Source organism: Acinetobacter sp. BZX-2 (assembly GCF_055179795.1).
The window spans coordinates 3,467,016-3,490,905 of sequence record NZ_CM143686.1 but is presented as its reverse complement, the minus strand read 5'-3'; the positions used below and the strand labels follow the sequence as shown (position 1 = coordinate 3,490,905).

Genomic DNA, 23,890 nt, shown 5'->3' with positions numbered 1-23,890 from the left:
CGAGTATGAATCAGTTAGCACAATTTCCGATTATTTATGAACAGAAAGTCGCATGGGGAGATATGGATGCTTTCGGTCATGTGAATAATGTCATGTATTATCGCTATATAGAAAGTGCGCGAATCGCTTATTTTGATCTTTTAAATATATTTGAACAAAATGTTCTGACTGTTGTGGCTTCCAGCCAATGTAAATATTTAAAACCTGTATTTTATCCTGACGTGTTACATATTGGTGCACGAGTTGAAGAAGTTCGAAATAGTGCGATGAGAATGCATTATATTTTATATAGCACTCAACAACAGGCTGTTGTTGCAGATGGTGAGGCTGTTATCGTTTTTGTTGATAAAAAAGAAATGAAGAAAACATTAATTCCTGAACTGTTGCGTCAATCAATTTTTGATTTAGAAAGTTCAGTTCAGAATCATTTAATGTCACTTTAGTCTATATTTAAGTGGTAAATAAGCTTTAAATTGTGTCATGTCACACATAATTTAAAGCTTATTTCAAAATGTAGCATTCATTCCCCATATTTCATTAGATTATTTTTTGTTTTTTTATGTATTTAATCTAGTTTATCTATATTTAAATGTATTGCTAATTTGAATAAATGAAAATATTATTGCTGGGAAATTATTTTAAATAAATATTATGGATTAAGTGGAGTGTTAATAATGCCTGATATTAGTAATCTATCGGTTGAAGAGTTAAGAAAGTTAACAGCGGAAGCGGAAGCTTTAATTGAAACTAAAAAAGATCAAGCTGTTGAAGATGCTTATAATAAAATTATTGAAATTGCAGAGTCTGCAGGTTTAAGTTTAGAACAGTTTATTGAATACGGTGCTCAAAAGCGTAAAAAGACAACACGTAAAGCAGTTGAACCACGTTACCGTAATAAAAAAGATGCTTCTGAAACTTGGACTGGGCGTGGTAAACAACCACGTTGGTTAGTTGCAGAAATTGAAAAAGGCGCAAAATTAGAAGATTTCTTGATCTAATCTTCATCTAAGTGTCATTCAACGCTTATAAAGTAAGAGAACCAAGCAAAACAGCTTGGTTTTTTTATACGAGTGAATTGGCGATGTGAAAAAATTATGCATAATGTATAGATAATGAGGGCATCATCTCGCACGGAAGAAAAAATGAATATGGTAAAGCTGGATGAATAAAAAATCTAAACAAATCACATGGTGGATGATTGGGGTTATTGCATTTTTATTTTTTGTGCTTTTGCAGGTTCCTGCAACTTGGATAATTTCTAAATTTTATCAAAATAATCAGATGCTTCAAAATGTTAGTGGGAATATTTGGCAAGGTCAGGCAGATTGGCGTAAAGGTAATTTACGTGGTTCAGTGACATGGCGTACACGTCCATGGGATTTGATTTTATTGCGCGTGGGTGCCAATGTGGAAATCCATAGTGGTCAAACCGAACTCAACGGCATTGTTGGCTACGGTCTTGGGAAAAAGATTATTATTAAAGAGATCAATGGTCAAATTGCACCTGAGACTTTAAAAAATATTGCCAATTGGCAATGGCCATCCAATTCAATTCAGCTAACCGATATCAGTATGCATTTCAAAAAAGATGCAGGATTTAGCAATGCTGATGGTAAGTTACAATGGGGTGGTGGTGAATTAAGGTATACCTTTGGGCAGCGTCAAGATCAAATGAATATCCCTTCATTAAATGCTCAACTTAAAGATGAAGCAGGTAAACTTATTTTTGATATTCAAGATCAACGAAGTCAGAAAATGGCGAATATTAGCCTAGATCAAAGCTTAATGCTTGATGTGCAACTGACTCAACGGATGTTGTTGAATGTCCCTTCATATAACGGTAAAGCGGGCTTAGACACCTATGTGATTAGTTCAAGACAGCCACTGATACAAGGTGGTTTTTGATGATGAATTTAAAAGAAAAACTTGAACATATTTCGTGGAAGAAAACTGAACATATTGCTCCAATTGTATTATTTCTTTTGATTCTGGCATTGTGTTGGAAATTAGCCTCTATTTTTTGGTGGGTTATTGCCCCACCTCAAGTCATGCAGCCTGAACAGGTGAGCTTGGGTTCTCAACAAGTTCAAGTTCCTAATATCTCCAGTTTCTCACTCTTTAATGAGGTGGGTACAAATTCTGCTGCAGATGATAGTGTTGCAATGGTTTTGCAAGGTGTAGTGGTCAGTTATCCTGCTCGTTTCTCGTCGGCCGTGATTAAAGTAAAAGAAACAGCAGAACGATATCAAGTCGGAGATATAATTGAGGGTACGAGTTATAGCGTATCTGAAGTATATTGGGATCACATTGTCCTGAGTCAAAATGGAAGTAATACTAAGGAGTTGCGCTTTACTGGGTTAGATAGTTTATATCAACCACTGCCAAATAATGCGTCAGGGCAGAATGTAAGCACACCATCGGCTAACCCTGAACAAACGTCACAGATGCCATCGCCAACTAACCCAACTCAAAATGCGTTAGGTCAAGCGATAGATCGAATGAATGAAAACCGAGAACAATACCTAAAGAACATGGGGGTGAACACCAATAGCGGTCAAGGCTATGAGGTTACAGATCAAACCCCCGCAGCACTTCGAAATAAATTAGGATTGAGATCTGGGGATCGTATTCTTTCACTCAATGGGCAGTCAGTTGGTCAAGGACAAAATGACGTTCAACTGTTAGAACAGGCAAAGCGTGACGGAAAAGTGAAAATTGAAATTAAGCGTGGTGATCAGGTGATGACCATTCAGCAAAGTTTGTAAGTGGCTAGGACTACAAATAAAATTAGGATAGATAATAAGTTATGTCTTTTTTGAATCACAATCGACCACTTTGGGCTTTAGTTGCTGCAGCGCCAATGATGGCTGCAATCAGTACAGCAGCGCATGCACAAACGTGGAAAATTAATTTACGTGATGCTGATCTCACTGCTTTTATTAACGAAGTAGCCGATATTACAGGTAAAAACTTTGCTGTTGATCCACGTGTACGTGGCAATGTGACGGTTATTTCAAACAAACCACTCAATAAAAATGAAGTTTATGACTTATTTCTTGGTGTTTTAAATGTCAATGGTGTTGTTGCGATACCTTCAGGCAATACGATTCGCTTGGTACCTGACAGCAATATCAAAAATTCAGGCATACCGTATGACCCACGCAATAACGCCCGTGGTGATCAAGTCGTAACACGTGTGATTTGGTTGGAAAATACCAATCCGAATGACTTGATTCCTGCATTACGTCCACTCATGCCGCAATTTGCACACTTGGCTGCGATACAAGGTACCAATGCGCTGATTGTTTCTGACCGTGCAAGTAATATTTATCAGATTGAAACCATTGTCCGTAATTTGGATGGAACGGGGCAAAATGATATAGAAGCAATTACTTTACAAAGTAGTCAGGCTGAAGAAATCATTAAGCAATTAGAAGCGATGAGTGCAACAGGTGCAGCGAAAGATTTTGCAGGCTCACGCGTTCGAATTGTCGCGGATGCTCGAACCAATCGTATTTTAATCAAGGGTGATCCCAATACACGTAAGCGCTTACGTAATATGATTGAAATGCTGGATGTTCCTTCGGCGGATCGTTTGGGCGGTTTAAAAGTTTTTAAATTGAAATACGCCAGTGCTAAAAACCTGTCTGAGATTTTACAAGGCTTAGTGACTGGTCAAGCGGTTAATTCAAGCTCAAATAATTCTTCAAATAGTGGCTCAAACAGTAGTAGCAGTTTGAGTAATAATAATTCTTCGTCTAATACAAACTCAAATAGCGGTGGCGTTTCTACTCCTTCTATTAATTTAAACAGCAATTCAAATAATAATAACCAAAATAGTGTGACAAGCTTTAATGCCAATGGTGTCAGTATTATTGCAGATGGTGCGCAAAATGCTTTAGTGGTTAAAGCTGAACCACAACTCATGCGTGAAATTGAAGCGGCAATTCAACAGCTTGATGTACGTCGTCAACAAGTGCTTATTGAAGCCACCATTATTGAAGTTGAAGGGAATGATGCAGATCAACTTGGTGTGCAATGGGCAATGGGTGATTTAAGTAGTGGTGTGGGTTTAATTAACTTCTCTAATGTGGGTACAAGTCTATCGAAATTGGCGGCAGGTTATTTAACAGGAGGTGCAGCAGGGCTTGGTTCTGCTGTAGGTTCTGGTACATCACTGATTTTAGGTGATTATAAAGAAGGTGCAGATGGTTCGCGTAAGCTATATGGGGCTTTGATTCAAGCTCTGAAGCAAAATACAAAATCTAATTTACTTTCTACGCCATCTATTTTAACCATGGACAATGAAGAAGCTTATATTGTTGTGGGGCAGAATGTACCTTTTGTGACGGGTTCTGTAAGCACGGGTACAGGTGGAACGGTGAATCCTTATACATCTATCGAACGTAAAGATGTCGGTGTAACTTTAAAAGTGATTCCGCATATCGGTGAGGGTGGTTCGATTCGTTTAGAAGTAGAGCAAGAGGTTTCCGCTGTTGCTGAAAATAAAGGGCAAGCATCTGACCTAGTCACAAGTAAAAGATCAATTAAAACATCAGTACTTGCAGACCACGGTCAAACTGTGGTGTTAGGTGGCTTGATTTCTGATGATACGATTCATAGTCGTCAGTCGGTACCGTTATTGGGTGATATCCCAGGTTTGGGGCGTTTATTTAGATCAGATGGCAAGTCAAATAATAAACGCAACCTTTTAGTGTTTATCCATCCAACCATTGTTGGGGATAGTGCTGATATACGTAAGATGGCGCAACAACGTTATGATCAGTTGTATAGCTTGCAATTGGCAATGGATAAAGATGGAAACTTTGCCAAATTGCCTGCACATGTTGAGGATGTTTTTCAGCAACGGTTACCAATTACATCTTCGAAAAGTACGCAACCAACCATTGTTCAACCACAAGTTAAACAACAGCCAAGTCAATATAAGCAAGTGCCTTCAGGCGGGGCGACTACTATTCCAGCAAAGGGTAATGCGGTGACGACACCATTGGCTATTGAATAAAATGTTGATTATGTGGTGAAATTTTTAGCGTTTAAGTTGAATGTTAAATCGATCTTTTATGCAGTTTTTTAGTATTTAAATCTGCTTCTTAAGCCGTAATTTAGGGCTTTGGAAATGTCGTGCTAAAATATTATGAATTGGAATGAGAAAATCATTATGACTTGGAAATTACAGGCTATTACGGGCGAGTTTGAAGGGCAAGAAGTTGCAATCGAACGAGATATGTTGATCGGTCGCCACCAAGATGCCGATTTGGTTTTACAATCTGCGGAAATTTCTCGCCGTCATGCAGCATTTTTATTGAAAGATGATGCGCTTTGGGTGCAAGACTTAAAATCGTCAAATGGTACTTTTGTCAATGATATCCGTATTGAGCATGACAAAATGCTTAAAGAGGGCGATATTGTGCAATTCGCGAGTATTAAATTTAATGTATTGGCGCCTGCTAAAACTGAACCAGTGATTGAGCAGTCTGTCCCAGAGATTGAAATCGAGCCAGTGACTCAAGCCATTGAGCAACCGATTCAACAGCCTTCAGAAGCGATTGCAACAGCTGAAATTGAAACACCAGTCATTGCCGAGAAAACAGTTGCGCAACAGATGAATGAGCAAGGTATGCCTGAGCTTGCTGCACGAGATAACAATGTTCAATTGTCACGTGATGGCATGCCAACAGGTATGGGCGTACCTAAGCCTGCGCCGATTCCACAAGGTGTTGACCTTCAAGCTCACGTTGAGCAAGCACCTGTTGCAATACCTGAGATACCATCTGTAGCAGACCAACAGCTTGAAGAAAAGAAAAATACCTCTGTGGGCTTAATCACCATTGTGACTTTGGTTATTTTGGCGATTATTGCATGGCTATTCTTTAAATAATTTTTAAATGCGATAGACTCAAAGGCATGCAATCGCATGCCTTTGTTCTATATCAAAAGTGTTTTATCTATTCAATTTCAGGTGTAAGTCATGAATGTTGCAAAATTAGACCAACGAGAACTCATTTTATTTGATTTGGATGGAACTTTGGTGGATTCAGCATTTGATTTGTATCGTGCCATGAATTTGAGCTTAGCGAGTTTAAATTTACCTTTAGTCACAGAAGCTCAGGTGCGTGTTTGGATTGGTAAAGGGACTTCATTATTTTGTGAAAGTACTTTGAAGTATTTAAAAGGTGAGGTTGACCCTGTATTGCATCAGCAACTTTTAGATACATTCTTAGAAATTTATAATGCTGAACCCTGTGTAGACACAAAACCATTCGTGGGAATTTTAGAATTTTTAGAATGGGGTATTCAAAATAATAAAAAACTGATCTGTGTGACGAATAAGCCTGAGCAGCCTGCACGAAAAATTTTGCAAGAACTTAAAATGGATCACTATTTTGTTGATGTGATTGGTGGTGATCGTTTTGAAGTGCGTAAGCCGCATCCAAAACCATTGCTATATTGTGTAGAAACCTATCAAACTTCAAATGATAAAACCTTGATGATTGGTGATTCAAGTAATGATGTAGAAGCTGCACGCCGTGCAGAGGTTGATTGTATTGTAGTCAGCTATGGCTATAATCACGGTGAAGATATCCAACTTTGTCAACCGCAACAGGTTGTGGATGATCTGACAGTACTTTTGGTTTAATTGATTACACCTTTGTAATATCGTTGTGAGAAAAGGAAGAGGAATGAACAATAAACGTATTTTTCGATGGCGTCATTAAGTGAAATTTACAGACCTAAACACTTAGTAATATCGAAAGTAGAGAGAATTCCTCATGACAACTTTAGTGCAATTTGAACAATTAAAATCAGCGGGTTACAACCTGATCCCTGTATATCGTCAACGTTTAGCAGATACAGATACGCCGTTATCCGTATTTGCACGTTTAAAAGATCATCAACAAGCTTATTTATTTGAATCGGTTGAAGGTGGTGAAAACTGGGCGCGCTACTCAATCATTGGTTTGGGTGAGTCGACCGTATTTTCATGCAATGCAGGTCAATTGACGATTCAAACACCTGATGGATTGATTCAGACAGAGGCATGTGCTGATCCTTTTCAATACATTCGAGATTTTCAAGCACAATTTAAAGTCCCTGCCCAAGAAGATTTGCCTGCATTGCCAAGCTTTACAGGCGGTTTAGTGGGGTATTTTGGCTATGACTCGGTTCGTTATATTGAGCCACGGTTAAAGAATGTTCCTGAAGCTGATCCTGTTGGCGTACCTGATTTGTGGATGATGCTGTCTAAAACAGTGATTGTTTTTGATAATTTAAAAGATACTTTATTTGTCATTGTGCATGCCGATGTCAATGACGAAGATGCTTATGCCAAAGCACAACAGCAACTTGATCAGTTAGAGGCGTTATTGGCAACCCCAATCAGTTTGGTTGCAAAAAAACATACGCCACCACATTTTGAATCATTGACTGGCCATGACAAGTTCCTTGAATCAATTGAAAAGGTGAAAGAATACATTCGAGCAGGGGATGTTATGCAGGTTGTTCCGGGACATCGTATGGTTTCGGATTTTGATGGTGAGCCATTACAGGTGTATCGTGCACTGCGACACCTCAATCCTTCACCTTATTTATTCTTGGTGCAGGGTCAGACATTAACCGACCAAAAACCATTTCATATTGTTGGTTCTTCGCCTGAAATTCTTTCTCGTCTTGAAAATGGTATCGCTACAGTGCGTCCACTGGCAGGAACTCGACCACGTGGTAAAACCAAAGAAGAAGATTTAGCACTCGAAAAAGATTTGCTTTCAGATGAAAAAGAAATTGCAGAACATCTGATGTTGATTGATTTGGGGCGAAATGATGTCGGACGTGTCTCTAAAATCGGAAAAGTACAAGTGACTGATCAAATGGTGATCGAACGATATTCACATGTGATGCATATTGTCTCAAATGTACAGGGCGAAGTATTGGATGATGTTGATGCTTTGGATGTTTTTAAAGCAACTTTCCCTGCAGGAACGCTTTCGGGTGCGCCAAAAATTCGCGCAATGGAAATTATTGACGAAGTTGAACCAGTAAAACGTGGAATTTTTGGTGGAGCTGTTGGTTATTTAGGCTGGCATGGTGAAATGGACATGTCGATTGCGATTCGAACCTGTGTTATTCGTGAAAATAAGGTCTATGTTCAGGCTGGAGCAGGGTTGGTTGCGGACTCAAATCCTGAATCTGAATGGAATGAAACCCAAATAAAAGCTCGCGCAGTGATCAAAGCGGTTGAATTATCATCAAACGGATTGATTTTATGAGTTTTTGACAGTTTTTTTGCAAAAAACACTTGCAAGGATTCTGAGTTTTGCTAAACTGCACACCGTTCCGATACGAAACGTACGAAACACTAAGAAACGCCGGCATAGCTCAGTTGGTAGAGCAACTGACTTGTAATCAGTAGGTCCACAGTTCGAATCCGTGTGCCGGCACCATCTTAAGGTTTTGTGATATAGTAGTAAAGGATAACACTGAAAGTAAGTGTAAATGGTGAGATTCCCGAGCGGTCAAAGGGAGCAGACTGTAACTCTGCCACGAAAGTTTCGAAGGTTCGAATCCTTCTCTCACCACCATTAACTTCGATAAGTGGTTAATTACCAACATTAAGCGGGAGTAGCTCAGTTGGTAGAGCGGTAGCCTTCCAAGCTACATGTCGCGAGTTCGACCCTCGTCTCCCGCTCCATCGAAGATGATTGCTCTTATAGCTCAGTGGTAGAGCACTCCCTTGGTAAGGGAGAGGTCTCGAGTTCAAATCTCGATAAGAGCTCCAGATACAGTTTAGTAGATTAATCTACACCAGTTATTCAAAAGCAGGCTTATTAGTCTGCTTTTCAAGTATTAGGTGTCTAGTTTTTTAGACGATTGTCGATGCTGAGTTGTTTAACTCGTGTTCGACATAAACGAGGAAGAACAAATGGCTAAGGCTAAGTTTGAACGTAATAAGCCACACGTAAACGTGGGTACAATTGGTCACGTTGACCATGGTAAAACAACTTTAACTGCTGCAATTGCAACAATCTGTGCAAAAACTTACGGCGGTGAAGCGAAAGACTACGCAGCAATCGACTCTGCACCAGAAGAAAAAGCACGTGGTATTACAATTAATACTTCACACGTAGAATACGATTCTCCAATTCGTCACTACGCGCACGTAGACTGCCCAGGACACGCCGATTATGTTAAAAACATGATCACTGGTGCTGCTCAGATGGACGGTGCGATCCTTGTATGTGCTGCGACTGATGGTCCAATGCCACAAACACGTGAACACATCCTTCTTTCTCGCCAAGTAGGTGTACCTTACATCCTAGTATTCCTGAACAAGTGTGACCTTGTTGATGATGAAGAATTACTAGAATTAGTAGAAATGGAAGTTCGTGAACTTCTTTCTACTTATGACTTCCCAGGTGATGACACACCTATCATCCGTGGTTCAGCACTTGCTGCACTTAATGGTGATGCTGGTCAATATGGCGAATCTGCAGTACTTTCACTTGTTGAAGCACTTGATTCTTATATTCCAGAACCAGAACGTGCGATCGACAAAGCATTCTTAATGCCAATCGAAGACGTATTCTCTATTTCAGGTCGTGGTACAGTAGTAACAGGTCGTGTAGAGTCTGGTATTGTTAAAGTAGGCGAAGAAGTAGAAATCGTTGGTATTAAAGATACAGTTAAAACAACTGTAACTGGCGTAGAAATGTTCCGTAAATTGCTTGACGAAGGTCGTGCAGGCGAGAACTGTGGTGTACTTTTACGTGGTACTAAGCGTGAAGACGTACAACGTGGTCAAGTACTTGCTAAACCAGGTACAATCAAGCCACACACTAAATTCGATGCGGAAGTATATGTACTTTCAAAAGAAGAAGGTGGTCGTCATACTCCATTCCTTAACGGTTACCGTCCGCAGTTCTATTTCCGTACAACTGACGTAACTGGTGCAATCCAATTACAAGACGGCGTTGAAATGGTTATGCCAGGTGACAACGTTGAAATGTCAGTAGAATTGATTCACCCAATCGCAATGGACCCAGGTCTACGTTTTGCGATCCGTGAAGGTGGTCGTACAGTAGGTGCTGGTGTTGTTGCGAAAGTAACTGCATAATCACTTAAAAATGATTCTAACCGAGAGTTTCGACTCTCGGTTTGTGTCTAAAGGTCAGTAGTTCAATTGGTAGAGCGTCGGTCTCCAAAACCGAATGTTGGGGGTTCGAGTCCCTCCTGGCCTGCCATATTTTTGAAATAAAAACTTGATGTCGGCTAAACTGGTCATATAATAAGTCGCGAAACCTACGACGAGTACAAAAATGTCGAATGATAAATCACGTGACGCAATGAGCGACGCGGCAATTCCTCAAAGAAACAATTCTGCTGAAGTGGTGAAGTCAAGTTCTCCATTAGATTATCTTTTGTGGATTATCGCACTGGCTTTATTTGGCTGTGCTTTGATGACAAATCAATATCTTCCAGCATATTGGGCACCAGCCAATGGTATTTGGGTGCGTGTTGGGGTAATTATAGCTTGTATCGTAGTGGCTTTAGGTTTATTATACGCCACCCATCAAGGCAAAGGCTTTGTTCGTTTGCTAAAAGACTCGCGTATCGAATTGCGTCGAGTGACATGGCCAACGAAACAAGAAACAGTGACTACTTCATGGCAGGTTCTGCTTGTTATCATTGTTGCTGCAATCATTCTGTGGTGTTTTGACTACGTTATTGGTTGGTTTATGAAGTTTATTATCGGGTAAGAGAGCTATGAAACGTTGGTACATTATTCATGCCTATTCAGGCTATGAAAAACAAGTGATGCGTTCGCTTAATGATCGAATCCAGCGTAGCGCTGTTGCTGATAGTTTTGGTGAAGTCCTTGTTCCTACCGAAGAAGTGGTAGAGATGAAGGATGGTAAGAAACGCAAATCAGAGCGTAAATTCTTTCCAGGCTATGTTTTAGTTGAAATGGAAATGAATGATGAAACTTGGCACATTGTTAAAGAATGTCCAAAAGTATTAGGTTTCATCGGTGGTACGGCAGAAAAGCCTGCACCTATTACGCAAAAAGAAGCTGATGCGATTCTTGCACGTGTACACAATAAGGGTGAAGCTCCTCGTCCTAAGACGATGTTTGAACCTGGTGAAGAATTACTTGTTATTGACGGCCCATTCACAGACTTTAAAGGTGTGGTAGAGGAAGTTCAATACGAAAAATCGCGTTTAACGTTGACGATTAATGTATTTAATCGACCAACTCAGGTTGAATTGGAATTTCGCCAAGTCGAAAAGTCGATTTAATCTAAACAGTTTTAAAGCGCCCGATTTGTTATGGATCGGGCATTGTTGTTGTAACGGTATCGTTACTTAAGAAACTTGGGGAGCTCTAAAAGGCGTTTGTACCCAGAGGTAATTTGAAATGGCTAAGAAGATTGACGGCTATATCAAGCTGCAAGTTCCAGCTGGTAAAGCGAATCCATCTCCACCGATTGGTCCTGCACTAGGTCAACGTGGTGTTAACATCATGGCATTCTGTAAAGAATTCAATGCTGCTACACAAAAAGTTGAAGTGGGTCTACCAATACCAGTCGTGATCACTGTGTACAACGATAAGTCGTTCACTTTCATCATGAAAACTCCACCTGCATCTATTCTTCTTAAGAAAGCTGCTGGTATCCAAAAGGGTTCAGCTATTCCTAACAAAACTAAAGTTGGTAAGTTGACTCGTGCTCAATTGGAAGAAATCGCGACTACTAAAGAACCAGATTTAACTGGTGCTGATTTAGACGCACGTGTACGTACCATCGCTGGTTCTGCGCGTTCTATGGGCTTGGAAGTGGAGCTATAAGACATGGCTAAATTAACTAAACGTCAAAAGGCCATTGCTGCTGCTATTGAAGCGAACAAAGTTTACACTTTGGAAGAAGCAGTACAAGTTCTTAGCAGCCTTCCTGCTGCAAAATTCAAAGAATCTTTGGATGTTGCGGTAAACCTAGGTGTTGATCCTCGTAAATCTGACCAAGTTGTTCGTGGCGCGACTACACTTCCTGCAGGTACTGGTAAAACTGTACGTGTAGCTGTGTTTGCTCAAGGTGCTGCTGCTGAAGCTGCTAAAGCTGAAGGTGCGGACGTTGTTGGTTTTGATGATCTTGCTGAAAGCATTCAAGCAGGTAATCTTGACTTTGACGTTGTTATTGCTGCTCCAGATGCAATGCGTGTTGTAGGTAAACTTGGTACAATCCTTGGTCCACGTGGCTTAATGCCAAACCCTAAAGTGGGTACTGTAACTCCTGACGTAGCAACTGCAGTTAAAAATGCAAAAGCTGGTCAAGCACGTTACCGTGTAGACAAAGCGGGTATCATTCACGCTGCGATCGGTCAAGTAGGTTTTACTGCTGAAGCTGTTCGTTCAAACGTTGAAGCGCTTATCGCTGACCTTAAGAAAGCAAAACCTGCTACTTCTAAAGGTATTTACATCCAAAAGATCACTTTGAGCTCTACTATGGGTCCTGGTCTTGTTGTTGATGTGCAAAACGTTTCTAAATAAGTTTCGACTTAATTAAAGAATTTTAAAGTCCTGTGAATCTCCTTCTCCCAGAGGGAGAAGGAGTTTTTCAGGCGGGCTTTGAATTGATAGATGTAAATTTATCAGCGTCAAAGACCTCAGGCGAGGCGGGTTTTCGGACTTGCTTCTTAATCTAACAGCCTGAGTAGACGCGGTGGTGTGATTTGTTCATCCTCCGCGTGTAAGTTCAATGATGGGCTTACGAATTGGGAGTGTACCTGTGTATTCGGGTGCATAAATCACCGTTAGGAGGTTTTACAATGGCTCTTCTTATCGAAGGCAAAAAACAGATCGTTGCTGAAGTTGCTGAAGTTGCTTCTACAGCGTTTGCTGCCGTTGTTGCTGACTATCAAGGTTTAACTGTTGAGCAATTAACTGCTCTTCGTGTTGAAGCTCGTAAGCTTGGTGTTTACACACGTGTTGTGCGTAATACTTTGGCTAAACGTGCTCTTCAAGATACTCAATTTACTATCTTGAATGACAACCTTGTCGGTCCAACAATCTTGGCTTTCTCGACTTCTGAAGATGACATGGGCGCAGCTGCTCGTTTGTTTGAAGAATTTGCTAAAACTAACAAAGCATTTGAATTAAAAGCTGCTGCATTTGACGGCAAAGTTTATCAAGGTGCTGAAGTTAGCGTTATTGCGAATCTTCCAAACCAAGAAAAAGCACTTACTATGCTTGCCAATGTTCTTCAAGCTCCTATTTCGAAATTGGGTCGCCTTATTACAGCGCTCAAAGAGAAAAACGAGTCAGAAGCTGCATAAGCTTAAATCTATTTACACACCATTCAATTTCCATTTGGAGTTATTCTCATGGCTTTAACTAACGAAGAAATCTTAAACGCAGTTGCTGAAAAAACTGTTCTTGAACTTGTTGAACTTATTTCTGCTTTCGAAGAAAAATTCAATGTATCTGCTGCTGCTGTAGCTGTTGCTGCTGGTCCAGCTGCTGCTGCTGTTGAAGAGCAATCAGAATTCAATGTTGAATTGACTTCTTTCGGCGCGAACAAAGTTGCTGTAATTAAAGCAGTTCGTGAAGTAACTGGTCTTGGCTTGAAAGAAGCTAAAGATTTAGTTGAAGGCGCTCCTTCTAACCTTAAAGAAGGCGTTTCTAAAGAAGAAGCTGAGGAACTTAAGAAAAAACTTGAAGAAACTGGTGCTACAGTTACTGTTAAGTAATTTCGCTAGGGGTCGAATTTTAATTTGACCCCAAAAAGTGGCTGATGGCTCTTGGGTCATCAGCCTTTTTGCGTTACAATAATCGGCTCGATTTTAGATTGATTGATATAAAAATCATCAATTTTTAAAATAAATAAACTAAATCAAACGCTTACCAATATTTTTCAAATTTAAAAATATTGTTAAGCGTTTTGTACCACTGAAATTTGCAGCATTTGTATAAAAGTGGTGGTCATATCGACCTGCGTAATTCCTTCTAAGTTCGTTCTGCAGGCGGACTTAGTTTACTTTCCGAGGACTCCAGATGGCATACTCATATACCGAAAAGAAACGGATCCGTAAGAATTTTGGTAAATTGCCCCAAGTCATGCATGCTCCGTACCTGCTCTCGATTCAAGTCGACTCGTACAGAACATTCTTGCAAGATGGCAAAACACCAAAAAACCGCGAAGATATCGGTCTGCAAGCCGCGTTTCGTTCAGTTTTTCCAATTGAAAGTTATTCTGGCAATGCTGCTTTAGAATTCGTTGAGTATAGTCTTGGTAAACCAGAGTTTGACGTACGTGAATGTATTTTACGTGGTTCGACTTATGCGGCACCAATGCGCGTTAAAATTCGTTTGATCATCAAAGATCGTGAAACGAAATCTATCAAAGACGTTCGTGAGCAAGAAGTGTACATGGGTGAAATGCCACTCATGACTGAGAATGGTACCTTTGTTATTAACGGTACTGAGCGTGTAATCGTATCTCAGTTACACCGCTCTCCAGGCGTATTCTTTGACCATGATAAAGGTAAGACGCATTCAAGTGGTAAAGTGCTTTATTCAGCACGTATCATTCCTTACCGTGGTTCATGGTTAGATTTTGAATTTGATGCGAAAGATTTAGTCTTTGTTCGTATTGACCGTCGTCGTAAATTACTTGCGACTGTGGTATTACGCGCATTGAACTATAGCAATGAACAAATTCTAAATATGTTCTATGAGAAAGTACCTGTATATCTTGATATGGGTAGCTATCAAATCGATCTAGTGCCAGAACGTCTTCGTGGTGAAATGGCGCAGTTTGATATTGCTGACAATGATGGTAAGAACATTGTTGAACAAGGTAAGCGTATTAATGCACGTCATGTACGTCAAATGGAAGCTGCTGGTTTAACTAAACTTTCAGTACCTGATGAATACTTATATGAACGTATTACTGCAGAAGATATTACTTTACGTGATGGTGAAGTGATTGCAGCAAATACTGTGCTTAGCCATGAAATTATGGTGAAAATTGCTGAAGGTGGTGTTAAACAATTTAACATCTTGTTCACCAATGACATCGATCGTGGTTCTTTCGTTGCCGATACTTTACGTGCAGATACCACATCTGGCCGTGAAGAAGCACTTGTAGAAATCTACAAAGTGATGCGTCCAGGTGAGCCACCGACGAAAGAAGCAGCTGAAAACTTATTTAATAACTTATTCTTCTCTACTGAGCGTTATGATTTATCGCCAGTGGGTCGTATGAAGTTTAACCGTCGTTTAGGTCGTCCTTACGAAGTTGGTACAGATCAAAAGTCTCGTGAAGTAGAAGGTATTCTTTCTAACGATGATATTATTGATGTGCTTAAGACATTGGTTGAAATTCGTAACGGTAAAGGCGAAGTTGACGATATCGATCACTTGGGTAACCGTCGTGTTCGTTCAGTTGGTGAAATGACTGAAAACCAATTCCGTGTTGGTTTAGTTCGTGTTGAACGTGCTGTTAAAGAGCGTTTAAACCAAGCTGAAACAGATAACTTGTCTCCACAAGATTTGATCAATGCGAAACCAGTTGCTGCTGCAATCAAAGAATTTTTTGGTTCAAGCCAATTGTCTCAATTCATGGATCAAAACAACCCATTGTCAGAAATTACACATAAACGTCGTGTATCTGCGCTTGGGCCTGGTGGTTTGACACGTGAGCGCGCGGGCTTTGAAGTACGTGACGTACATCAAACTCACTATGGTCGCGTATGTCCAATTGAAACGCCTGAAGGTCCAAACATTGGTTTGATCAACTCGCTTTCTGTTTATGCAAAAGCCAACAACTTTGGTTTCTTAGAAACGCCGTATCGTAAAGTTGTAGATGGTCGCGTAACTGAAGATGTGGAATATTTATCTGCAATTGAAGAAGTAGGTACTGTGATTGCACAGGCCGATTCTGGTGTAGATAAAGATGGCAACTTAACAGAAGAATTTGTTTCTGTGCGTCATCAAGGTGAATTTGTTCGTATGCCTCCTGAAAAAGTGACGCATATGGATGTATCTGCTCAGCAGGTTGTATCTGTTGCTGCATCATTGATTCCATTCCTTGAACACGATGATGCGAACCGTGCATTGATGGGTTCAAACATGCAACGTCAGGCTGTTCCTACATTGCTTGCTGACAAGCCACTTGTTGGTACAGGTATGGAAGCGAACGTAGCGCATGACTCTGGTGTGTGTGTAATCGCTGGTCGTGGTGGACGTATTGAGTTTGTTGATGCTTCTCGTGTGGTTATTCGTGTAAATGAAGACGAAATGATCGCGGGTGAAGCGGGTGTAGATATCTACAACTTGATCAAATATACACGTTCTAACCAAAACACCTGTATTAACCAAAAAGTACTTGTGAAGTTGGGCGACAAAGTCGGTCGTGGTGACGTACTTGCTGATGGTCCATCAACGGATGGTGGTGAATTAGCACTTGGTCAAAACATGCGTGTCGCATTCATGACTTGGAATGGTTATAACTACGAAGACTCGATCTTGTTATCTGAGCGTGTACTTCAAGAAGACCGTTTGACTTCGATTCATATTCAAGAATTGTCATGTGTTGCTCGTGATACTAAGTTAGGTGCAGAAGAAATTACTGCGGATATTCCTAACGTCGGTGAAGCTGCACTGTCTAAACTTGATGAGTCAGGTATTGTTTATATCGGTGCTGAAGTCGCTGCTGGTGACATTCTTGTCGGTAAAGTAACGCCTAAAGGTGAAACACAGTTAACACCAGAAGAAAAATTACTTCGTGCAATCTTTGGTGAAAAAGCGGCTGACGTAAAAGATTCTTCTTTACGTGTTTCTTCGGGTGTTAAAGGTACGGTTATTGATGTTCAAGTGTTTACACGTGATGGCATCGAGAAAGATGAACGTGCTCAAGCAATTGAAAAAGCTCAGTTAGATGCTTACCGTAAAGATTTGAAAGAAGAATTCAAAATCTTCGAAGAGGCTGCTCGTGAACGTATTGTACGTTTGTTGAAAGGTCAAGAATCTAACGGTGGTGGTACAACTAAACGTGGCGACAAGTTAACTGAAGACGTATTGTCTAATTTAGAACTTGTTGACTTGTTAGAAGTGCAACCTACAGATGAAGGTATTGCAGAGCGCTTAACTCAAATTCAAGTATTCTTGAAAGAGAAGAGCCAAGAGATTGACGAGAAATTTGCTGAGAAAAAACGCAAACTTTCTACAGGTGATGAACTTACAACTGGCGTATTGAAAGTTGTTAAAGTTTACTTGGCTGTAAAACGTCGTATCCAACCGGGTGATAAAATGGCGGGTCGTCATGGTAACAAGGGTGTTGTATCTAACATCTTACCAGTAGAAGACATGCCGCATGATATCCACGGTGTTCCTGTTGATGTGGTACTTAACCCACTGGGTGTACCATCACGTATGAACGTTGGACAGATTCTTGAAACTCACTTGGGTATGGCTGCTAAAGGTCTTGGTGATAAGATTGACAAGATGATGAAAGAGCAGCGTACTGTTCTTGAACTTCGTGAATTCTTAGACAAGATCTATAACAAAGTTGGTGGTGAGCAAGAAGATCTTGATAGCTTAACTGATGATGAGATTTTAGTATTGTCAGGTAACCTTCGCCAAGGTGTACCTTTAGCAACACCAGTATTTGATGGTGCTGAAGAGAGCCAAATCAAAGAGTTACTTGAGCTTGGTGGTATTTCACGTACAGGTCAAACAGTATTGTATGATGGACGTACAGGTGAACGTTTCGACCGTCCAGTAACTGTTGGTTATATGTACATGTTGAAATTGAACCACTTGGTTGATGACAAGATGCATGCGCGTTCTACGGGTTCTTATTCATTAGTCACTCAACAACCGCTTGGTGGTAAAGCACAATTCGGTGGTCAGCGTTTCGGTGAGATGGAAGTTTGGGCACTTGAGGCTTATGGTGCTGCTTATACACTTCAAGAAATGCTTACTGTTAAGTCGGATGACGTTGAAGGTCGTACTCGCATCTATAAGAACATTGTAGATGGTAACCATTATATGGATCCAGGCATGCCTGAATCGTTCAACGTATTGACCAAAGAGATCCGTTCTTTAGGTATCAACATTGAACTGAAAAATGGTGACTAAGAAATCTCCCCCAACCCCTCTTTGAGAAAGAGGGGAGAAAGTCCCCCTTTACAAAGGGGGATTTAGGGGGATTTTTCGAGATTCCCAAATTTCAGTAAAAAACAATATTTGTGACCCAGTCGGTGAGTGAAAATCTCTCTGACACACGGAGAAAAAAATTGAAAGACTTGCTCGATATCATGCGCAAAAAGACGGACTCAGACGGTCATGCTCCTGTAGAGTTTGATCGCATCCGTATTGGTCTTGCGTCACCAGAAATGATTAAGTCATGGTCTCATGGTGAAGTTAAAAAGCCTGAAACTATTAACTACCGTACGTTCAAACCTGAACGTGATGGTTTATTCTGTGCCAAAATTTTTGGTCCAGTAAAAGATTATGAATGCTTATGCGGTAAGTATAAGCGTATGAAGTATAAAGGCGTCATTTGTGAAAAATGTGGCGTTGAAGTAACAACTGCGAAAGTTCGTCGTGAGCGTATGGGTCACATCGAATTGGCTTCTCCAGTTGCACATATTTGGTTCTTGAAATCATTACCGAGCCGTATTGGTTTACTTCTTGATATGACTTTACGCGATATCGAGCGTGTATTGTATTTCGAATCTTACGTTGTTACAGATCCTGGTATGACTCCTATGGAGAAATATCAACTTCTTAACGATGAAGAATATTTCACAGCGTTAGAAGAACACGGTGATGAATTTAGTGCGAAAATGGGTGCGGAAGCTGTTCAGGATTTGTTGAAAGACATCGATCTTGAAGCTGAAATTTCTCGTTTACGTGAAGAAATTCCAAATACAACTTCAGAAACAAAGCTGAAAAAAGCGTCTAAACGTTTGAAGTTGATGGAAGCGTTTAAAGAGTCAAACAACAAGCCTGAATGGATGGTGATGAATGTACTTCCTGTACTTCCACCTGATCTTCGTCCGTTGGTTCCTCTTGAAGGTGGTCGTTTCGCGACTTCTGACTTGAACGATCTTTACCGTCGTGTGATTAACCGTAACAACCGTTTGAAGCGTCTTCTTGACCTTGCAGCGCCAGACATTATCGTACGTAACGAAAAACGTATGTTACAAGAGTCTGTAGATGCATTGTTAGATAATGGTCGTCGTGGTCGTGCAATTACAGGTTCGAATAAACGTCCTCTTAAATCTTTGGCAGATATGATCAAAGGTAAACAAGGTCGTTTCCGTCAAAACTTACTTGGTAAGCGTGTTGACTACTCGGGTCGTTCAGTTATTACTGTAGGTCCATCTTTACGTTTGCACCAATGTGGTCTTCCGAAGAAAATGGCTCTTGAACTATTCAAGCCATTCATTTTCGCTAAACTACAAGCATCTGGCCAAGCAACAACCATTAAAGCTGCGAAGAAAATGGTTGAGCGTGAGACACCAGAGGTTTGGGACGTTCTTGCATCTGTGATTCGTCAACATCCAGTGATGCTGAACCGTGCGCCAACACTTCACCGTTTAGGTCTTCAAGCATTTGAACCTATTCTTATTGAAGGTAAAGCGATCCGTTTACACCCACTCGTTTGTGCTGCGTTTAACGCCGACTTCGATGGTGACCAAATGGCGGTACACGTTCCATTAACACTTGAAGCTCAGTTAGAAGCTCGTGCGTTAATGATGTCGACCAACAACATCTTGTCACCTGCAAACGGTGAGCCAATCATCGTACCTTCTCAGGACGTTGTCTTGGGCTTGTATTACATCACACGTGATGCGATCAATGCCAAAGGTGAAGGCATGGTGTTTGCGGATACTCATGAAGTAAACCGTGCACTTGCTACAGGTCAAGTTGATTTACATGCGCGTGTTAAAGCGCGTGTACATCAAACTGTGATTGATGAAAATGGTAACCGCGAACAGCAAACGATTGTTGTAGACACGACACCTGGTCGTTGTTTACTTTGGGAAGTTGTTCCTGAAGGTATGGATTTCCAACAAATCAACCTTGAGATGACGAAGAAGAACATCTCTAAATTGATTAACTCTTGCTACCGTAAATTAGGTCTTAAAGATACGGTTATCTTTGCTGACCAATTGATGTACTTGGGCTTCCGTCAAGCAACACGTTCAGGTGTTTCTGTGGGTATGGAAGACATGTTGATTCCACCACAAAAGCACGCAATTATCGAAAAAGCAGAAGTTGAAGTTCGTGAAATTGAACAACAATTCGAGCAAGGTTTCGTAACTGCTGGTGAGCGTTATAACAAAGTTGTCGATATTTGGGCACGTACGAACGACCAAGTCGCGAAAGCGATGATGGATAACTTGTCATTTACCACTGTTAAAAACAAACAGGGTGAAGATGAGAAGCAAAAATCATTTAACAGTATCTACATGATGTCTGACTCTGGTGCCCGTGGTTCGGCAGCTCAGATTCGTCAGCTTGCGGGGATGCGTGGTTTGATGGCGAAACCAGATGGTTCGATCATTGAAACACCAATTAAAGCAAACTTCCGTGAAGGTTTGACAGTACTTCAGTACTTCATTTCAACACATGGTGCACGTAAAGGTTTGGCCGATACTGCATTGAAAACAGCAAACTCAGGTTATTTAACACGTCGTCTTGTAGACGTAGCACAAGATTTGGTGATTACTGAGCCAGATTGTGGTACTTACGAAGGTCTTGTAATGACTCCGTTCATTCAAGGTGGCGATGTAATCGAAACCCTTGGTGCTCGTGTACTAGGTCGTGTTGTTGCTGAAGATGTGAAGAAAGTAGGTACGGATGAAGTTCTTCTTCCACGTAATACTTTAATTGACGAAAAACTTGCTGCGTTTATTGAAAATGCAGGTGTCGACGAAATCAAAGTACGTTCAGTTGTAAACTGTGCTTCTACTTTCGGTGTATGTGCGAAATGTTATGGTCGTGACCTTGCACGCGGTCACTTGGTCAATCCAGGTGAGTCTGTAGGTGTAATGGCTGCACAATCAATTGGTGAACCTGGCACACAGTTAACCATGCGTACATTCCACGTGGGTGGTGCTGCGAGCAGAACATCTGCTGCAAACAGTGTTCAGGTGCGTAACAAAGGTACTGTACGTTTCCACAATGTGAAAACTGTGCAACATGCCAAAGGTCACTTGGTATCTGTTTCACGTTCAGGTGAAATCGGTATTGCGGATGATTTAGGTCGTGAGCGTGAGCGTTATAAACTGCCTTACGGTGCAAGCATCTTGTTGAAAGATGGTGAATCTGTAGAAGCAGGTGGTATCGTAGCGACTTGGGATCCACATACACATCCATTGGTAACAGAAGTTGCTGGTAAAGCACGTTTCAGCCAAATCGCTGATGGCGTAACTGCAACATCTAAAACTGATGATGCAACGGGTATGACAACTGTTGAAATCTTGCCTGTAACAGCACGTCCTGCTTCTGGTAAAGATATGCGTCCTGCAATCGTGTTGGATACAACCGATGGCGGCGAACAATTCTACTTCTTGCCACAAAACACGATTGTAACTGTCCGTGATGGCGAAACAATTGGTGTGGGTGACGTTATTGGTCGTGTACCACAAGAGACTTCACGTACACGTGATATTACCGGTGGTCTACCGCGTGTAGCTGACTTGTTCGAAGCACGTAAGCCGAAAGAACACGCAATTCTTGCTGAAATTTCAGGTGTTGTAAGCTTCGGTAAAGAGACCAAAGGTAAGAATCGTCTTGTGATCACTCCGGATGATGGCTCTGAGATTTATGAAGAGCTTATTCCGAAATGGCGTACCATGAACGTGTTTGAAGGCGAACATGTAAACCGTGGTGAAACTGTTTCTGATGGTCCACAAAACCCACATGACATCTTGCGTTTGAAAGGTGAAGTTGCGCTTACAAACTACATCGTGAACGAAGTTCAAGACGTTTACCGCTTACAAGGTGTAAAAATCAACGATAAGCACATTGAAGTCATCGTACGTCAAATGTTGCGTAAAGTTGATATCACTGATGGTGGTGATACAAGCTTCATCAAAGGCGAACAAGTGGATTACATCCGCGTTGTGGGCGAGAACCAAGCCGTTCTTGCACAGAACAAGTTCCCTGCGAAGTTTGAACGTCAATTGATGGGTATTACTAAAGCATCGCTTTCTACAGACTCGTTCATCTCTGCTGCATCGTTCCAGGAAACAACACGTGTGTTAACTGAAGCTGCTGTAACAGGTAAAGAAGATGATTTACGTGGCTTGAAAGAAAACGTTGTTGTAGGTCGCTTGATCCCAGCGGGTACAGGTTTGGCTTACCATTTAGAACGTCGTCGTCAAGAAGCAGAAGCTGCTGAACACGAACTTGTAAATGACTTCTCTGAAGTTGACCAAGCATTCTCTCAAGCTTTAAATGAAGATTCTTTCTAAGTTTAAAATTTGAAGTCAAGAAGGCGCCTTAGGGCGTCTTTTTTTATGTATTGGTTTTTTTGAATAATGCGAATTAAAAACCGATGCATAAACCGAGTTCACATTTTCTATAGAGCGAAGACCATAAAACGAAGATGTGCATATATTTAAGTGACGAAGGAACTACACAGCATTAACATGAATATTATTTTATTCAGTAGCTTAATATTTGATAATAAGTCGTTACAAATGACAGCATGAAATTACGATTTCTTCCATAAATGAGTGCTTTCATAGACTCAGTAGATAGTAGTATCGAAACATACATCGTTCGTATAGAAAAGGATGAAGGACATGAAAAAGACAGTAATGGTCGCAATATGTGCAGCATTGCCAGTGGTAATGTTAACAGGATGTGAAAACATGTCTGCCAATGATAAACGAATTGGTAGTGCTGCTTTAGGTGGTGCCGTGGGTGGTGCTGCGGGTAATCATATCGGTGGTAGCGTTGGTGCTGCTGTAGGTGCTGGTGGCGGAGCAGCCGTGGGTAGTAAAACCAGTAATGGTTCTAATCGTAATGCAACTTACAGTGGTGTAGGTGCAGGAATTGGTTCTGTGATTGGTAAAGAATTAATTGGTGGTGATACTGGTGCTGCTATTGGTGGCGCAATCGGTGGTGGTACAGGCGCTGCTATTGAAAGTAAAAAATGATTTCATTGAACAATAGGTTTTAATGAAATCTAATGAAAAATAAGCGCACTGAGCGCTTATTTTTTTGTATATGAATTTTTGATTGTAATCCATCCATTCACCGCTTAGCATATTTATCTTCTCAATGGCTGAGGATTTTTCCTTCTGATGTATAGCGTTTTTTGTACTTCTGCGATTCTCAGCCCAGAATCATCAAAAATATTTAAGGTATAGTTTCGGTAGACAGGCTGATAATTTTCAGTCGCCTGTTTAATCTGCTCTATTTCCGCAAAATCTAAACGAATATCTGCATAGACTGTACTGCGACCTGGTGAAAGAAAGGTAATCGTTGCAGCTTTATCCCAAACCACGTACTTAGGCCCAAGATGATGCATAAGAAGCAGCATATAGAATGGATCAACCATTGAATATAAGCTTCCTCCAAAATGCACACCCACAATATTTTGATTGCGATGTGTGAGTGGCATCTTGATACGAATGTGGTAATTTTTTAAATCAATTTTATCGATTGCAATACCTGCACCTTTATACGGCGCATAGTGATTCAACATAAATTTAGACACAAAAGGAATTGTCTGTAGTTTTTTGATTAGTGTATTCATGGTCAATTCTAGTTATCTACTTTTCAACCATAATAAACAACAGAATGGAACGTGGCATTGATCGAAATGCCTGAGATGATTAAATCATAGTCAAT

The 23,890-nt window shown here is 40.8% G+C and carries 19 protein-coding genes and 5 tRNA genes; 23 read left to right on the top strand and 1 reads right to left on the bottom strand.

Translation table 11 applies throughout. From position 1 onward, the window contains the following. The first annotated feature begins 5 nt into the window (after nt 1-5). The 23 genes from ACY45D_RS16420 to ACY45D_RS16310 all read left to right on the top strand — a co-directional run bounded on the left by ACY45D_RS16420 (nt 6) and on the right by ACY45D_RS16310 (nt 23,193). Nucleotides 6-443 carry an acyl-CoA thioesterase gene (locus ACY45D_RS16420; RefSeq protein ID WP_463107663.1) on the top strand — a complete coding sequence of 146 codons (438 nt, stop codon included), beginning with the start codon at nt 6-8 and terminating at the stop codon, nt 441-443. A 228-nt stretch (nt 444-671) separates the two neighbouring features. After that, a complete protein-coding gene (locus tag ACY45D_RS16415; RefSeq protein WP_029574557.1) occupies nt 672-998 on the top strand; it encodes an H-NS histone family protein in 327 nt (108 codons plus the stop codon). Nucleotides 999-1,161: 163 nt separating this feature from the next. Further along, the gene (gspN, locus tag ACY45D_RS16410; protein ID WP_463107662.1) at nt 1,162-1,905 is read left to right on the top strand and encodes a type II secretion system protein N; all 744 of its coding nucleotides are present in this window, start codon (nt 1,162-1,164) and stop codon (nt 1,903-1,905) included. Between the two features lie 2 nt (nt 1,906-1,907). Then, nucleotides 1,908-2,765: a type II secretion system protein N gene (locus ACY45D_RS16405; protein ID WP_463109503.1), complete on the top strand. Its 858-nt coding sequence runs from the start codon at nt 1,908-1,910 to the stop codon at nt 2,763-2,765. Nucleotides 2,766-2,806: 41 nt separating this feature from the next. Beyond that, on the top strand, nt 2,807-5,023 hold the full coding sequence (gspD, locus tag ACY45D_RS16400; protein ID WP_463107661.1) for a type II secretion system secretin GspD: 2,217 nt from the start codon (nt 2,807-2,809) through the stop codon (nt 5,021-5,023). A gap of 156 nt (nt 5,024-5,179) precedes the next feature. Further along, nucleotides 5,180-5,899 (top strand): FHA domain-containing protein, encoded by a 720-nt coding sequence (locus ACY45D_RS16395; protein ID WP_463107660.1) that lies wholly within the window; start codon nt 5,180-5,182, stop codon nt 5,897-5,899. Nucleotides 5,900-5,989: 90 nt separating this feature from the next. After that, nucleotides 5,990-6,658, top strand: coding sequence for an HAD-IA family hydrolase (locus ACY45D_RS16390; protein WP_463107659.1), 669 nt, complete (start codon nt 5,990-5,992; stop codon nt 6,656-6,658). 133 nt (nt 6,659-6,791) lie between these two features. Then, nucleotides 6,792-8,285, top strand: coding sequence for an anthranilate synthase component I (gene trpE / locus ACY45D_RS16385; RefSeq protein ID WP_463107658.1), 1,494 nt, complete (start codon nt 6,792-6,794; stop codon nt 8,283-8,285). A 98-nt stretch (nt 8,286-8,383) separates the two neighbouring features. Further along, nucleotides 8,384-8,459, top strand: a tRNA-Thr gene (locus ACY45D_RS16380). 54 nt (nt 8,460-8,513) lie between these two features. Then, nucleotides 8,514-8,597: transfer RNA gene (locus ACY45D_RS16375), tRNA-Tyr, on the top strand. A 34-nt stretch (nt 8,598-8,631) separates the two neighbouring features. Continuing rightward, nucleotides 8,632-8,707: transfer RNA gene (locus ACY45D_RS16370), tRNA-Gly, on the top strand. 12 nt (nt 8,708-8,719) lie between these two features. Next, nucleotides 8,720-8,794: transfer RNA gene (locus ACY45D_RS16365), tRNA-Thr, on the top strand. A gap of 144 nt (nt 8,795-8,938) precedes the next feature. Further along, nucleotides 8,939-10,129 carry an elongation factor Tu gene (gene tuf, locus ACY45D_RS16360; protein ID WP_004723653.1) on the top strand — a complete coding sequence of 397 codons (1,191 nt, stop codon included), beginning with the start codon at nt 8,939-8,941 and terminating at the stop codon, nt 10,127-10,129. A gap of 51 nt (nt 10,130-10,180) precedes the next feature. Then, a tRNA-Trp gene (locus tag ACY45D_RS16355) sits at nt 10,181-10,256 on the top strand. 75 nt (nt 10,257-10,331) lie between these two features. Then, nucleotides 10,332-10,772, top strand: a complete 441-nt coding sequence (gene secE / locus ACY45D_RS16350) for a preprotein translocase subunit SecE (RefSeq protein ID WP_463107657.1) — start codon at nt 10,332-10,334, stop codon at nt 10,770-10,772. Nucleotides 10,773-10,779: 7 nt separating this feature from the next. Then, nucleotides 10,780-11,313 carry a transcription termination/antitermination protein NusG gene (gene nusG, locus ACY45D_RS16345; RefSeq protein ID WP_120384907.1) on the top strand — a complete coding sequence of 178 codons (534 nt, stop codon included), beginning with the start codon at nt 10,780-10,782 and terminating at the stop codon, nt 11,311-11,313. Nucleotides 11,314-11,431: 118 nt separating this feature from the next. Further along, complete coding sequence (rplK, locus tag ACY45D_RS16340) at nt 11,432-11,860, top strand: 50S ribosomal protein L11 (RefSeq protein ID WP_120384906.1); 429 nt, start codon at nt 11,432-11,434, stop codon at nt 11,858-11,860. A 3-nt stretch (nt 11,861-11,863) separates the two neighbouring features. Then, a complete protein-coding gene (rplA, locus tag ACY45D_RS16335) occupies nt 11,864-12,559 on the top strand; it encodes a 50S ribosomal protein L1 (RefSeq protein WP_120384905.1) in 696 nt (231 codons plus the stop codon). Between the two features lie 278 nt (nt 12,560-12,837). Beyond that, nucleotides 12,838-13,344, top strand: a complete 507-nt coding sequence (gene rplJ, locus ACY45D_RS16330) for a 50S ribosomal protein L10 (RefSeq protein ID WP_010114063.1) — start codon at nt 12,838-12,840, stop codon at nt 13,342-13,344. 48 nt (nt 13,345-13,392) lie between these two features. Next, the gene (gene rplL / locus ACY45D_RS16325; protein ID WP_010114065.1) at nt 13,393-13,758 is read left to right on the top strand and encodes a 50S ribosomal protein L7/L12; all 366 of its coding nucleotides are present in this window, start codon (nt 13,393-13,395) and stop codon (nt 13,756-13,758) included. Between the two features lie 304 nt (nt 13,759-14,062). Beyond that, complete coding sequence (rpoB, locus tag ACY45D_RS16320; protein WP_463107656.1) at nt 14,063-18,151, top strand: DNA-directed RNA polymerase subunit beta; 4,089 nt, start codon at nt 14,063-14,065, stop codon at nt 18,149-18,151. A gap of 158 nt (nt 18,152-18,309) precedes the next feature. Continuing rightward, nucleotides 18,310-22,503, top strand: coding sequence for a DNA-directed RNA polymerase subunit beta' (rpoC, locus tag ACY45D_RS16315; RefSeq protein ID WP_463107655.1), 4,194 nt, complete (start codon nt 18,310-18,312; stop codon nt 22,501-22,503). Between the two features lie 333 nt (nt 22,504-22,836). After that, entirely contained in the window at nt 22,837-23,193 is a 357-nt protein-coding gene (locus ACY45D_RS16310) for a DNA transfer protein p32 (protein ID WP_463107654.1), read from the top strand. A gap of 113 nt (nt 23,194-23,306) precedes the next feature. Here ACY45D_RS16310 and ACY45D_RS16305 read toward each other — a convergent pair whose 3' ends face one another. Continuing rightward, nucleotides 23,307-23,795, bottom strand: coding sequence for a DUF4442 domain-containing protein (locus ACY45D_RS16305; protein ID WP_463107653.1), 489 nt, complete (start codon nt 23,793-23,795; stop codon nt 23,307-23,309). Nucleotides 23,796-23,890 lie beyond the last annotated feature (95 nt).